The organism is uncultured Gordonia sp. (assembly GCF_937858515.1).
GTDB lineage: Bacteria > Actinomycetota > Actinomycetes > Mycobacteriales > Mycobacteriaceae > Gordonia.
In genome coordinates, this window is record NZ_CALLZT010000200.1 from 14,021 (window position 1) to 27,355 (window position 13,335).

13 protein-coding genes are annotated in these 13,335 nt (G+C 66.6%); 5 read left to right on the forward strand and 8 right to left on the reverse strand.

Annotated features, from left to right (window positions below):
• Positions 1 to 182: 182 nt before the first annotated feature.
• On the forward strand, positions 183 to 980 hold the full coding sequence (locus tag Q0627_RS19045) for a pirin-like bicupin family protein (protein WP_291018597.1): 798 nt from the start codon (positions 183 to 185) through the stop codon (positions 978 to 980).
• A gap of 119 nt (positions 981 to 1,099) precedes the next feature.
• Positions 1,100 to 3,112, forward strand: coding sequence for a M13 family metallopeptidase (locus Q0627_RS19050; protein WP_291018594.1), 2,013 nt, complete (start codon positions 1,100 to 1,102; stop codon positions 3,110 to 3,112).
• A 3-nt stretch (positions 3,113 to 3,115) separates the two neighbouring features.
• Here the strand turns inward: Q0627_RS19050 and Q0627_RS19055 are convergent, their stop codons facing one another.
• The 6 genes from Q0627_RS19055 to Q0627_RS19080 form a co-directional block, all read right to left on the reverse strand.
• Complete coding sequence (locus Q0627_RS19055) at positions 3,116 to 4,228, reverse strand: NDMA-dependent alcohol dehydrogenase (protein ID WP_291018591.1); 1,113 nt, start codon at positions 4,226 to 4,228, stop codon at positions 3,116 to 3,118.
• Positions 4,229 to 4,304: 76 nt separating this feature from the next.
• The gene (locus tag Q0627_RS19060; protein WP_291018588.1) at positions 4,305 to 4,967 is read right to left on the reverse strand and encodes an ABC transporter ATP-binding protein; all 663 of its coding nucleotides are present in this window, start codon (positions 4,965 to 4,967) and stop codon (positions 4,305 to 4,307) included.
• An 18-nt stretch (positions 4,968 to 4,985) separates the two neighbouring features.
• On the reverse strand, positions 4,986 to 5,759 hold the full coding sequence (locus Q0627_RS19065) for an ATP-binding cassette domain-containing protein (protein WP_291018584.1): 774 nt from the start codon (positions 5,757 to 5,759) through the stop codon (positions 4,986 to 4,988).
• Positions 5,759 to 6,607 (reverse strand): ABC transporter permease, encoded by an 849-nt coding sequence (locus tag Q0627_RS19070; RefSeq protein ID WP_291018581.1) that lies wholly within the window; start codon positions 6,605 to 6,607, stop codon positions 5,759 to 5,761. The genes Q0627_RS19065 and Q0627_RS19070 overlap by 1 nt, the downstream gene beginning before the upstream one ends.
• Positions 6,604 to 7,704, reverse strand: coding sequence for an ABC transporter permease (locus Q0627_RS19075; protein WP_291018578.1), 1,101 nt, complete (start codon positions 7,702 to 7,704; stop codon positions 6,604 to 6,606). Before Q0627_RS19075 ends, Q0627_RS19070 begins: the two co-directional genes overlap by 4 nt.
• Positions 7,705 to 7,781: 77 nt before the next feature.
• Positions 7,782 to 9,365 (reverse strand): ABC transporter substrate-binding protein, encoded by a 1,584-nt coding sequence (locus Q0627_RS19080; RefSeq protein ID WP_291018575.1) that lies wholly within the window; start codon positions 9,363 to 9,365, stop codon positions 7,782 to 7,784.
• Between the two features lie 526 nt (positions 9,366 to 9,891).
• Here Q0627_RS19080 and Q0627_RS19085 point away from each other — a divergent pair.
• Together Q0627_RS19085 and Q0627_RS19090 are read left to right on the forward strand one after the other, a co-directional pair.
• On the forward strand, positions 9,892 to 10,194 hold the full coding sequence (locus Q0627_RS19085) for a helix-turn-helix transcriptional regulator (protein WP_291018618.1): 303 nt from the start codon (positions 9,892 to 9,894) through the stop codon (positions 10,192 to 10,194).
• Between the two features lie 42 nt (positions 10,195 to 10,236).
• Positions 10,237 to 11,094, forward strand: coding sequence for an alpha/beta fold hydrolase (locus Q0627_RS19090; RefSeq protein WP_291018572.1), 858 nt, complete (start codon positions 10,237 to 10,239; stop codon positions 11,092 to 11,094).
• 82 nt (positions 11,095 to 11,176) lie between these two features.
• On the opposite strand, the gene Q0627_RS19095 is transcribed toward Q0627_RS19090, so the two are convergent.
• Together Q0627_RS19095 and Q0627_RS19100 are read right to left on the reverse strand one after the other, a co-directional pair.
• Entirely contained in the window at positions 11,177 to 11,599 is a 423-nt protein-coding gene (locus tag Q0627_RS19095; RefSeq protein WP_291018570.1) for a PIN domain-containing protein, read from the reverse strand.
• Complete coding sequence (locus Q0627_RS19100; protein WP_291018567.1) at positions 11,596 to 11,835, reverse strand: AbrB/MazE/SpoVT family DNA-binding domain-containing protein; 240 nt, start codon at positions 11,833 to 11,835, stop codon at positions 11,596 to 11,598. Before Q0627_RS19100 ends, Q0627_RS19095 begins: the two co-directional genes overlap by 4 nt.
• 167 nt (positions 11,836 to 12,002) lie before the next feature.
• On the opposite strand from Q0627_RS19100, the gene Q0627_RS19105 reads away from it, so the two are divergent.
• Entirely contained in the window at positions 12,003 to 12,965 is a 963-nt protein-coding gene (locus Q0627_RS19105) for a hypothetical protein (RefSeq protein ID WP_298811956.1), read from the forward strand.
• The last annotated feature ends 370 nt before the right edge of the window (positions 12,966 to 13,335 follow it).

The window sequence follows — 13,335 nt, forward strand, 5'->3', positions numbered from 1 at the left end:
ACTCTTGTCACGGGCATGCCGCAGGTGTGCCAGCTGCCATCCGGAATTCAGAACCGTCACAATAATAACTCAGGGCCAGAACCTCACCAACCAACGTTGACATGGACCCGGTCACACCTGAGCCCGCGACGGCCTTTCCTGAATTTCGGTACTTCGACCTGCCGCGTTACATACTTGAGCTTATGCCCGTCCCGTCCCAGCTCGGCCTCACCTTCTCGTCCCGGCACCCGTCTCATCGGTCCGCTGCGATCGCCGACTCCGGCGCCCTGACGATCATCAGGGCGCAAGATCGGGCGACGACCGCCACCGACTCGGTCACGTCCCGGCACAGCTTCTCTTTCGGCGACCATTATGACCCAGACAACACCCATTTCGGGACTCTGCTGGTGAATAACGACGAGCGCGTGTCGCCCGGCCACGGTTTCGACACCCACCCACACCGCGAAACCGAGATCGTCACCTGGGTCACCGAGGGATCGCTCGTGCACCAGGACTCCGAGGGCCACTGCGGTGTCATCCACCCGGGCCTGGCCCAGCGGATGAGCGCGGGGACCGGGATCCTGCACAGTGAGATGAACGACGTGGTACAGGCAGCAGAAACCCGCTTCGTGGCGATGTGGATCGCACCCGACGAGTCCGGTCACGCCCCGTCCTACGACCAGCACGACGTGACCGGTGAGCTCGGGCGCGGCGGGCTGGTCGCGGTCGCATCCGGGGACCCCGCACACGATTCGGCCATCCGCATCGCCAACCGATCATCGACGATGTTCGCCGCACGCCTGGCCGCGGGCGCATCCGTGGCACTGCCGCCCGCACGATTCACCCACCTGTTCGTCACCGCCGGCAGCCTCCGGCTGGCCGACGAGACGCTCGGCACGGGCGATGCGGTCCGCACAGGCGACATCGGCGGCGAACCGGTCACCGCGATCACCGACTGCGAACTCCTGGTCTGGGCGATGAGCCGCAGGCTCGGGGAGTAATTGAGCCGCAGGCTCGGGGAGTAATTGAGCCGCAGGCTCGGGGAGTAATTGAACCGGAGACTCGGCGAGTAATTCGCCCGGCGCGAACTCCGGTGACAGGCCGCCGCACCGATGACAGGATGGGCAGGGTGACGACTTCGCAAACCGACACCTCACACAACGCCGCCGTCCTGCCCTCAGGTCTCGACCTCTCGTGGGTCGATGACTCGGTCACGGTGGGCGACGACCTGTTCACCCACGTCAACGGCAAGTGGCTCGACTCGCACGTCATCCCCGAGGACCGCTCGGTCGACGGCGCGTTCCACCATCTACGGGACCGCGCCGAGGAGAACGTCCGCGACATCATCACCGGCTGCGCGGAGGCTGATCCGCCCAGCGGAAGTGACGCCCAGAAGATCGGCGACCTGTACGCCTCCTTCATGGACACCGACCACATCGACGCCCTCGGCCTCGGCCCGATCGCCGGCGAACTCGACGCGATCGCGGCCATCGAGACAACCGGGCAACTCACCAAACGGCTCGGCCGGCTGCAAAGGCATGGCGTCCCCGGCCTGTTCGGCTTCTACGTCGACACCGACGCCAAGCAGTCCGACCGGTATCTGGTGCACGTCACCCAGTCGGGTCTCGGACTGCCCGACGAGTCGTACTACCGCGAGGACAAGCACGCCGACACCCGCGCCGCCTACCTCACCCACGTCGAGCAGGTGCTGGATCTGGCCGGTCTCGACGACGCCGCCGGCCGGGCCGCCACCATCCTGGATCTGGAGACGGCCATCGCCGCCACCCACTGGGATGTGGTGCGCCGCCGCGACGCGAGCCTGTCGTACAACCTGATGACGCTGGCCGAGTTCTCAGGCGCAGCAACCGGATACGACGTCGACGCCTGGTTCGGCGGCCTCGGCACCAGCGGCGAAGCCACCTTCTCCGAGGTCGTCGTGGGTCAGCCGTCATTCGTCTCCGGTGCGGCCGAGCTGATCTCCGCCCGCCCGCTCGCCGAGTGGAAGTCGTGGCTCGCATGGCGGTTGCTGCGCACCGCGTCGCGCTTCCTGTCGACCCCGTTCGACGACGCCCACTTCGATTTCTACGGCCGCACCCTCACGGGCGCCGAGACGATCCGCGACCGCTGGAAGCGGGGCGTCGAGTTCGTCGAGGACGCAATGGGTTTCGCCGTCGGCAAGCTGTACGTCGAGCAGCATTTCGGCCCGGAGGCCAAGGCCCGGATGGACGAGCTGATCGCCAATCTGGTGGAGGCCTACCGGCGCAACATCTCCGACCTGGACTGGATGACGCCGGCCACCCGGGAGAAGGCGCTCACCAAACTCGGCAAGTTCACCCCCAAAATCGGCTATCCGGCGCATTGGCGGGACTATTCGGCGCTGGTCGTCGACCGCGGTGATCTGGTGGGCAACTACGCGCGGGCGATGTCGTTCGAGCAGGATCGCGAGTTCGCCAAGATCGGCGCACCCGTCGACCGCGACGAATGGTTCATGACCCCGCAGACCGTCAACGCCTACTACAACCCGGGCATGAACGAGATCGTGTTCCCCGCAGCCATTCTGCAGCCGCCGTTCTTCGATCCCGACGCCGACGACGCCGCCAACTACGGCGGCATCGGCGCGGTCATCGGTCACGAGATCGGCCACGGCTTCGACGATCAGGGCGCCAAGTACGACGGCGACGGCAACCTCGTGGACTGGTGGAGCGAGGCGGACCGCACCGAATTCGGTAAGCGCACAAAGAAACTCATCGACCAGTACAGCGAGTTCACCCCGACCGGCCTCGACCCCGAGCATACGGTCAACGGCGAGTTCACCATCGGCGAGAACATCGGCGACCTGGGCGGCCTGTCCATCGCACTCGTCGCCTACGACGTTGCGACAGAAGGCAACACACCGCCGGTGATCGACGGACTGACCGGCGTGCAACGGGTGTTCTTCAGCTGGGCGCAGATCTGGCGTACCAAAACTCGTGACGCCGAAGCGATCCGGCGCCTGTCCATCGACCCGCACTCCCCGCCGGAGTTCCGCTGCAACGGCGTCGTCCGCAACGTCGACGCCTTCTACGACGCGTTCGGCATCACCGAGGACAATGACCTGTACCTCGACGAAGCCGAACGCGTACGTATCTGGTGAGTCCTAGAACTCGATCATGCCGCGGATGTTCTTGCCGTTGAGCATGTCGTCGTAGGCCTCGTTGACCTGGTCGAGCGTGTAGCGGGTGGTGACCAGGTCGGCGAGATTGAGCTTGCCGGCCCGGTATTCGTTGAGCAGGTTGGGGATCTGGGTCCGCGGTCCGGCACCGCCGAAGATGGCTCCCTGCACCCGCTTCTGCAGCAGCGTCAGTTCGAAGAGGCTGAGTTTGACGTCGATGTCGGACGCCGGTCCCATGCCGGTGACGACGACCTGTCCGCCCTTGGCGGTGAGTGCCAGTGCGGGCGCGATCATCTCACCTTCGATGACACCGACGGTGATGATGGTGGTGTTGGCCATCTTGCCCCAGGTGAATTCACCGACGGGCCCCAGCGCTTCCTCCATGGAGGCGAAGGTGTGGGTGGCGCCCATCTTCTGCGCCATCTCCCGCTTGAACGGAACGGGATCCACGGCGACGACGAACCGGGCACCGGAGGCGACAGCACCCTGGACGGAGTTGATGCCGACACCGCCGACACCGACGACCACGACGGTGTCGCCGGTCCTGGTGCCGCCGATCTGGGCGGCCGATCCCCAACCGGTGGCCACACCGCAACCCAGCAGCGCCGCCTCCTTGAGCGGGATGTCGTCCTCGATCTTGACCAGCGACGCCTGGTTGACGGTGATGTACTCGGCGAACGTGCCGAGCAGGCACATTTGGGTGAGCGGCAGACCGTCGTGCGTCGTGAGGCGGTTGGTGTTGTCGGAGATCGCCAGGCCGCTCATCAACCGGGCGCCCTCGTCGCAGATGTTCTGCAGCCCACGCGAACAGGGTTCACACACGCCGCAGGCGGGGATGAACGCGGTGACGACGTGGTCGCCTTCCTTGAGCCGGGTGACACCGGGCCCCACCTTGGTGACCACACCGGCACCTTCGTGTCCGCCGATGACCGGCAGCGGGACGGGACTGTCACCGGTGCGCAGATGGTGGTCGGAGTGACACAGGCCCGAGCTGACGAGCTTGACCTGCACCTCATCCTCGACGGGGTCCCCGAGTTCGAACTCCTCGAGCTGCCACGGCTTGCCGACCTCCCGCAGGATTGCGCCTGTAACCTTCATTGGTTCTCCCGTCTCGCATGCATGAGCGGACGCTTATGCGTCGTGGCTCCATCCTGCCCCTTCGGACGGGGAGGGGTCAGCCGTTCGGGCAGGTTTTGTCAACCAAGCACAGCGTGTGCGTACAGCGCGCCCGGACGAGGCCGTGGTTGTGGCTCACGAGGACGATGCCCACGCCGTCATCGGCGAGTTCGGCGAGGGTGGCGACCACGCCGCGGGCGGCGACCGGGTCGAGCATGGCGGTGGGTTCGTCGCACAGCAGATAGTCGGGTTGCTGGGCGAGGGCGCGGCCGAGGCAGGCACGCTGGAGCTGGCCGTCGCTGACCTGTCCGGGTGCCCGGTGCAGGAGGTCGGCGTCGAGCCCGACCCGCTGCGCGAGCCCGTCGACGTCGGTGTCACGGCCGGCGACGGCGGCCGGTTCGGCGATGATTCTGCGCAGCGTCCAGCGCGGGTTGCACACCTGCCGCGGATGCTGGGCGAGCATCGCGATGCCGCCGGTCCGCGGCGTCGACGATCCGTCGTAGGTGAGGTGTCCGGTGTGGTCGGTCAGGCCCGCGAGGGCGCGCAGCAGCGTGGTCTTGCCGGTGCCCGACGGGCCTGTGATTCCGGTGAATTGTCCTGCGGGGATGTGCAGGTCGATGTTGTCGATGATGTTCGCGCCGCCGAGCCGGACTCCGAGCCCGATGGCCCGGATGCCGTCGCGCAGGGCGATCCGGTCGGCGGTGGTGCTGGTGATCGTCATGTGTGGTTGCCTTTCCATTCAGACGACCGCTTCAAAAAACGACCGCACATACGGTGAGCCGTTTCCGGAGACGAGGCCGACCGGGTCACGTTGTTCGACAACGGTTCCCGACCGCATCACCGCTATCGACGACGCGACTCCCGATTCCAGCAGCGAATGCATGTCGTGGGTGATGACGAGCACCGCAGCCCCGGCGTCGGCGAGATCGCCGAACAGTTCCCAGATCCCTTCGGCCAGTTCCGGATCGAGCGCGGAGGTGGGTTCGTCGGCGACGATCACAGCGGGATCGGCGACGATGGCGGCTGCGATCGCGGCACGTTGCGCCATACCGCCGGAGATCTCGTGCGGATACCGGTCGAGGGCGCGGCGGGGCAGGTGTACGCGGTCGCACAGTTCACCGGCGGTGTGCGCCGATCCGAGTACGCCGATTACCTCGTCGAGTTGATCGCCGATGGTCCGAACGGGGGTGAATGATGTCGCCGCCGACTGCGGTACGGAGCCCACGACCTTTCCGCGCAGGTCCCGCCAGGCGTCGGGGCCCGCGGCGGCCAGTTCGCGTCCGCCGATGTCGATCCACCCGTCCACCCGCGACCCCGGCGGCAGCAGCCCACCGAGTGCGGCGGCGACCATCGACTTGCCGCAACCGGATTCGCCGATGAGCGCGGTCACCGATCGTGGTGCGACGGTGAGGCTCACGTCATCGAGCACCCGCACTCCGACACGATGCCCACGTCTGCGAGACCAGATGTCGACGGTCAATGAACGCACCGCGACGCCGTTCTCCTCTGTCATCACCACACTTCTCCCGATTCGGGTGCCGAGCGTCGTTTGAGTGCCGAGCCGGCTGCCGAGAACGCCAGCGCGGCCAGGATGAGTGCCACCCCGGGCACGGCAAGCGTCCACCATGCGCCGGTCAGCACGTCTCCCCGGGCCTGACCGAGAAGTGTTCCCAGACTTGCCTCGTCGGGGGATAGCCCGACACCGAGGAACGACAGCGTGGTCTCGTGCCAGACGGCGTGCGGCAGCAGCATCGTCATCGCGACCAGCGCCTGCCCGATGACGGCGGGCAGCAGGTGCCGGGTGCCGATGAACCATCTCGACGCCCCGGCCAGCCGCGCCGATTCGATCCAGCCGGCGTTCTGGTTGTCGAGCAGTTCGGCGCGCACCACGCGGGCTACGGCCGGCCAGTGGGTGAGCGCGATGGAGGCGATGATGGCGACGGGTTCGCCGCGCCACAGGGCGGCGATGACCACCCCGATCACCAGGTGCGGCATGGCATTGATGCCGTCGACGACCCGCATGACGAGGGCGTCGAACCAGCCGCCGACAGACACCGACACGATGCCGACGGCCAGCCCGATGACGGTGGAGATGACCGCGCAGGCCAAGGCGATGATCATCGAGATCCGCAGTCCCTCCGCGGTTCTCACGCCGATATCGTAGCCGGAGTGGTCGGTGCCGAGCAGCGCGGCATCACCGGGCGGCAGCAGCGCGCGGGCGAAGTCGGCCGATTGCTCACCGGCCACGATCGGCCAGAGCACGGCGACGAGCGCGATCGTCGCGAGCAGTATCCACGGCCATCGGTCGACGAGATCCCGGATGCGGGAACGGGTTCCGGAATCCGGAAGGGTCGCGGTCATGCCGTCAGTCCTATCCGGGGGTCGATCCACACCGCCGCGGCATCCGAGAGCGCCGAGCCGATCAGCACCAGCGCGGCGGCGCCGACGGCCAGCGCGGCGAGCAACGGAAAGTCCAGTGCCACTGCCGAGTCGACCAGAGATTCGGCCAATCCCGGCCAGCCGAACACGGTTTCGACGATCGCGGCACCGGCGATCAGCTCAGGCAGCCGCGTGCCCAGCAGCGCCAGCGTCGGCAACACCGACACAGGAGCGACGTGCCCGCGCAGCAGTGTCCAACCGCCGATCCCGCGTGAGAGTGCGGCCCGGACGGCATCGGAGGTCACCGCCTCCACGACGGCGGCCCGCATCGACAACAGCAGCCACGGGATCATCGCGACGGTCAGCGCGACGTACGGCAGCACGCCGTGGCTGACGAGTCCGCCGAAGCTGTAGTCCTCCCCCGGTTTTCGCGCACCGGAGGTGGGGAACGCACCCAGCCCGACGGCGAACACGCTGACCAGTAGCAACGACACCACGAACGGCGGGGTCGCCGCGAGAATCGTTGCCAGCGCCGAACATCCGCGATCGAGCAGACCTCCCTGCCGCATCCCGATCACCGCACCGAGCCCGATCGCGATGATCGCCGCCGAGATCAGCGCCAGTGCTGCCATGGTGAGGGTATACGGAAGCCGTTGCGCGATAACGGTTGTCACCTCCTGCGACCTCGTCGACGACCAGCCGAGATCGCCGGTAAGGATGCCGCCCCACCAGTGCCACCACGCGGAGAACCAGTTCTGGTCCAGCGCATAGGCATCGGTGACCGCATCCCGCTGCGCCTGCGTCGCGAACTCGGGACTGTTCAGGTAAGCGGCGGTGGGGTCGAACGGCGAGACGGCGGTGAGCCCGAAGATCGCCAGCGAGATCACCAGCAGACTCGGAATACCGACCAGGCTGCGCCGCAACAGTAATCGCGCAGCGGCCCTTCCCCTACCTCGTTGAGACGCCGACTCAGCACCCCCCACACCCGCTTCCCCGGGCGCTGGTTGAGGTGCGAGCTTGCCAGCCTCGAAACCCGGTGAGACGACATTGTCATCGAGCGAGGTTTCGAGGCTCGTCATTGACGCTCCTCGCACCACAACCGGCGGAGCGGGCTCGTCCCGGGCAGTCACGGAAGCCATCGTCTCATCGATCGTCATTACGATCTCTCCCACTTGGTGAGATCCCACCACGGCCCCCACGCGACTCCGTGCGAATGCGGTTCCATGATCGGATTCGCCCCCTTCCAGCCGGTGTCGCGCACCGCGTAGGTGTGGTGCAGGAAGGTCAGCAGCACCGCGAGCGGCTGCTGTTTGTAGACGCTCTGGATCTTCCGGTAGCGGGCATCGTTCTCCGGTCCCGGTGCGCTCGAACGTGATTCGTCCAGGAGCGCGTCGAGTCCGGGCGCGGTGAAGTTTCCGGCGTTGGCGTACGTCGACGACTGTGCGGTGCGGGTATGCAGGGTGTCGTAGACCTGCGAGTCGATACTGTAGGGAGTGTCGCCGCCGCCGAGCAGGATAGCCACCGAGTCGACCTTCGGCCGGATCTCATCCCAGGTGGCCCCACGCGGGGTGACCGCGATGCCGAGTGGTTTCATCGCCGTCGCGAACGCCACCGCCAGATCGCGGCGCACGCTGTCCTCGGCCTTGTACAGCAGCTCGAATGCCGCCTTCTTGCCGTCCTTTTCGCGGACGCCACCGGCGCCGGGACGCCAGCCCGCCTCATCGAGGATCCGCTTGGCCTCGTCGGCGCTGTAGGTGAATTGTGCGGCCGGATCGTAGACGCCGGTGTACACGTCCGAGATCGGGTTGCTCGCAGGTGATCCCGCGCCGCCGAGGACGTCGCGGATCAGTGCATCGCGGTCGACGCCCACGTTCATCGCCAACCGGGCCGCCGGATCGGCGGTGAACGCGTTGCCCGCGGGCAGGGTCACCCCGCGCCAGTCGGCCGACTTGGCTGTCACGATCGAGACACCGTCCCGTTTGCCGATGCTCGCGGCGAGTTTCGGCGGCAGGTTGGCCCCGTCCACCTCACCGGCGACGACGCGCTGGGCGCGGGTGTTGTCGTCTGGGGTGTAGGTGTAAACGACCCGTGTGAGCTGCGGCTTCTCGCCCCAGTAGTCGTCGCGGGCCTCCAGCACCGCCTGATCGGGGTCGAGGGACTTCAGCACGTATGGGCCGGTGCCGACGGGCGCCTTGTTGAGTGTCCAGTTGGCCACCGGGTCGGGCTGCACCTTCTCCGACGGCACGATGCCCAGCAGCAGGTACGGCGACGGGTCGGCATCGGTGGCCATCGTGACCGTCACCGCGGCCGGCCCGTCGGCGGCGATCGAGGCGATCGGGTCGAAGTCGGTGGCGATTTCGCTGGCCACCTTCGGGTCACGCACCGCGTCGTAGGTCGCGACCACATCGGCCGCGTCGAACGTGGAGCCGTCGGAGAACGTCACCCCGCTGCGCAGCGCCACCCGCCAGACACGGGGCGCGGTCCGCTGTGGAGCCGACTCGGCGAGCGCGGGCACCAGGTCGGGCACCCGTGAGTCGTCGTCGGCCGACGGCGCGAGAAGTCCCTGGTAGATCGGCGATACGCCGAGGCTGCCGTAGTAGGTGAGCGGGTTGAAGTCGCCGAGTTCCTGCCCGTCGGCAAGCACGATCTGATCCTTCGCTTCACCCGAATCCGACGACGAGCACCCGACGGCAACCAGCGCCGTCGCCGCAACGAGGACCACGATCGATCTCTTTCGCACACGAACCCCTAAACATGTCGCTATGAACACCTGTCCTACCAGACATATGTCTGCCGTCACATAGGCATGCACAGGACACTATCGACAACCGCCCGAACCGGACACTGACCAGCCGGACAGTCTCAACCTGTTCACCCGGTCCCGCAGGACCGCCACCTCACGCCGCCCACCATCTTGACCCCCGAAGCCGAAGCAACAACAGCACAGCCCACCATCTTGATCCCCGAAACCGAAGCAACTACAGCACAGCCCACCATCTTGATCCCTGAGGCCGAAGCGACGAAGTCGCGAGGGTCACGAAGGGTCCGGCGACATTCCACACCTGACCGGACCACTCCGAACCCCACCCACAGGGCATAATTCGTACCCACAACCCCCGCAACACAGGAGTGCGATGTCCGAGCAAGCGCGCGCCCGTATACCCGACTCCCACATCTCCGCGGGGGTGGAGCCCGAGCAAGCGCGCGCCCGTATACCCGACTCCCACATCACCGCGGGGTCCGAGCCCGAGCAAGCGCGCGCCCGTATCCCCGACTCCGACATCGCGGAGTGGTCGTCCAGGTTCTCCCTGCTCAGCGACACCACGCGGCTACGCCTGCTGGTGGAGATGCACGCCACCCCCGACCAGACCGTCACCCAGCTGGCCGCGGCCGCGCAGATCACCGAGAACGCGGCCTCGCAGTCTTTGCGCGCTCTGCGCGACCAGGGCTGGGTGTCCGCGGACAAGGAGGGCCGCACGGTCCGCTACAGCGTCGTCCACGACGCGATCGTGCACCGCATACTGCACGACATCCTGGGCGTCGAGCATCATCACACGCACTCACACTGAGCCCCGTGACAAAGAACTAGAACACGTTCTAGTCTGTTCGGTGTGGATGTGACATACGAGGGAACCAAACGCGAACTGACCACCGACAAGGGTGTGCTCCGCTATCACGAAGCCGGCGACCCCGACGCCCCGACGCTACTGCTCCTGCACGGCTCCGGCCCGGGCGTGACCGGCTGGCGCAACTACCGCGGCAATCTCGGCTTCTTCGCCCAAACCCACCACTGCTACATCCTGGAGTTCCCCGGCTTCGGCGTCTCCGCCCCGTGGGACGGCATCCCCGTGCTCACCGCCGGCAGCTCGGTCACCCGCTTCATGGACGCCCTCGACATCGAGTCCGCCCCGATGATCGGCAACTCGATGGGTGGCGTCGTCGCCGTCAACCTGGCCATCAAGAAGCCCGAACGCGTATCCAAACTGGTGACGATCGGCGGAGTCGGCCCAAACCTGTTTTCCCCCAGTCCCAGTGAGGGCCTGCGCCTGCTCCAGGAATTCGCCGACGCCCCCGACCGCGACAAACTCATCCGCTGGCTCAACGCCATGGTCTACGACCGCAGCCTCGTCACTGACGAGTTGATAGAAGAACGCTGGGAGGTCGCCCTCAACCCCGACGCCCTGCGCACCGCCCGCGCGATGTACGGCTCGGCATCGTTCGAGATGCAGCAACAATTCCTCGCGACCGCCGACATCCCCCCGTATTGGTCGATGCTGCACAAGATCTCGTGCCCCACCCTGCTCACCTGGGGCCGCGACGACAGAGTCAGCCCCCCCGATATGGCCCTACTCCCCCTACGCCAAATCCCCGAAGCCGAACTCCACATCTTCCCCCGTTGCGGCCACTGGGTAATGATCGAAGCCAAGCAGGCCTTCGAAGCGACGGTAGCCGCCTTCCTCACCCGCTGACCGTTCCCGCGTCGCAGACTTCGTCCCGCCTATGAGATATCGCGACATCCAATAAGCGGGACGAAGTCTGCGACGCGGGAAATCAGGCGCGCGGCGACACGAGCACAACCCGGACGCCGAGCGCTTCGTACGTCGACCTGGCTCTCGCGTCCCGAGTCGCGAGAGCGACACCGTTCTCCCGCGCGGCAAGTGCGACGAGTCCGTCGTAGGTCGCTCCCCCGGCCACACCGGAGCGGGCAAAGAGCCGATGAACGCCGGCGACACCTTCCTTCGATGCCACGACGGTGTCGGCAAAGTTACTGTCCATCAAGGTGACCGCGTCTGCGGGCGCCACCCGCGCATCTCCTGGCAGTCGGGTGAGCACCGCGAACGTCTCCGCGAGCGAATGCCCGGTCAGTCGCAGCGTGCGCCCGTCGGCCCAGGCCACGACGGCGTCATGCTCGGGATGCGAAGCCACGAGCAACGGCACCGCGACGCTGGTATCGACCGCGATCCCATCCGTCATCGACGACCGGAGTCGATCAGCCCGAACATCATCTCGTCGGTGACGACGGTCTCACCGCGCGCCACCAGGCGGCCGCTCGGCTCGGTCTCGAGCCGAGCCGTACGTCCACCCGGCACTATCTGCACCCCGCCGCCATAGGCCGAGATGTCGACCGTCGTTCCCGGCGTGAGCCCAAGCGCATCACGCAGCGCCTTGGGCAGCACAACCCGCCCAACAGAATCTATGGTCGCCTCCACAGGGATCACACTACCAGCGAGTTCCCAGTCCAACCGTTCCCGCGATCTGAACTTCGTCGCGCTTATCGGATATCGCAACATCCGATTCGCGGGACGAAGTTTGCGACGCGGGAAAACTGGATGGGGCGTGGATGGAACCAAACGGGGGGCTGCTGCGTCTGATTGCCATGCGTATGTATCCCACTGACTCGTTTGGGCTTGTCCGGCGCGAAGCGGCGCACCTCGTCGGGATCTGTGATCGTGAGATCGCCTCGGCGATCCGAGACGATCATCTGTTGCGGCTGTACCCCGGAGTGTATGTGCCTCCCAGCGACGACTTCACCGGACGCGAGGGTGCGCAACGACTACACCGGCTGACCGCGATCGCGATCGCGACGTCCACCCGCACCGACGGCCCGATTCTGCCTATCAGTCACGACTCCGCTGCGGCGATGCACGCGGTGCCGCTGCTGAAGCCGAGTATCCGGCAGGTTCATGTGGTCACCGGGCAGTCGTCGGGCGGCGGAATCCGTAGGCATCGGCACCTGCACGCGGCACCGATCGACGACGACGAGATCACCACCGTCGACGGTATCGCCGTGACCTCCCTTGAGCGGACCTCCGTCGACGTCGCGTGTGCCGGAACATTCGCCCAGGCCCTCACCGCCTTCGACCAGACGATCCGGTGTGGTGGTGACGCCGCGTTGATGGCCGAGATCCTCGCGCGACGTCGACGTGTCGGCGGTCGTCGTGCGGCTCGCGCACTGTCGATGGCCGACGGGGCATCCGAGAGCGTCGCCGAGTCGTGGAGCCGGGCACAGATGATCGAGGCCGGGTTGCCGGTACCGCGACTGCAGCACCGATTCATTTGCCGCTCAGGAACATACGCCACCGACTTCGACTGGGACGAGAAGCTGGTCGGCGAGTTCGACGGAAAAGTCAAGTACGGGAGGCTCCTTCGCACCGGCGAGAACGCCACCGATGCCGTCATCCGCGAGAAGGTCCGCGAGGACGAGATTCGCGCCCACGGCCCGATGGTCATCCGCTGGACCTGGTCGACACTGGAATCCGGTTCCGTCCCCACCCTCCTCCACCCCTGGCTCACGAAGTTCGGCCTGATTACTCCCGCGTCGCAATTTTCGTCCCGCTAATTGGTTTTCGCGATATCCGATAAGCGGGACGAAGTTTGCGACGCGGGAACACCATTGCAACGGGTGGCAACTCTGTTGCACCCGCGGTATGGGGCTAGCGGCGGCTTCGACATGACCGGTCAGGCGGGCCTCATCGACGGCGGCATCCTCTTCCGCTGATCTACGCGCGACGCCCCCGACCGGATGGTGTCCGGTCGGGGGCGTCGTCACGTCAGATCAGTGGCGGTTCAGTACTTTTCGCCCTTCGCGGCCTTCTCGACCAGCGAGGCCGGGGGCTCGAAGTGGCTGCCGTACTTGGCTGCCAGGTCGCGGGCGCGGTCGACGAAGCCCTGCAGGCCGCCTTCGTAGCCGTTGATGTACTGGATCACGC

Coding starts and splice junctions, on each gene's coding strand:
- Q0627_RS19070 (WP_291018581.1), bottom strand. CDS start 6,607: ATGACCGCGACCCTTCCGGATTCCGGAACCCGTTCCCGCATCCGGGAT.
- Q0627_RS19095 (WP_291018570.1), bottom strand. CDS start 11,599: ATGACGGATGGGATCGCGGTCGATACCAGCGTCGCGGTGCCGTTGCTC.
- Q0627_RS19065 (WP_291018584.1), bottom strand. CDS start 5,759: ATGACAGAGGAGAACGGCGTCGCGGTGCGTTCATTGACCGTCGACATC.
- Q0627_RS19045 (WP_291018597.1), top strand. CDS start 183: ATGCCCGTCCCGTCCCAGCTCGGCCTCACCTTCTCGTCCCGGCACCCG.
- Q0627_RS19050 (WP_291018594.1), top strand. CDS start 1,100: ATGGGCAGGGTGACGACTTCGCAAACCGACACCTCACACAACGCCGCC.
- Q0627_RS19075 (WP_291018578.1), bottom strand. CDS start 7,704: ATGACGAGCCTCGAAACCTCGCTCGATGACAATGTCGTCTCACCGGGT.
- Q0627_RS19060 (WP_291018588.1), bottom strand. CDS start 4,967: ATGACGATCACCAGCACCACCGCCGACCGGATCGCCCTGCGCGACGGC.
- Q0627_RS19105 (WP_298811956.1), top strand. CDS start 12,003: ATGCGTATGTATCCCACTGACTCGTTTGGGCTTGTCCGGCGCGAAGCG.
- Q0627_RS19055 (WP_291018591.1), bottom strand. CDS start 4,228: ATGAAGGTTACAGGCGCAATCCTGCGGGAGGTCGGCAAGCCGTGGCAG.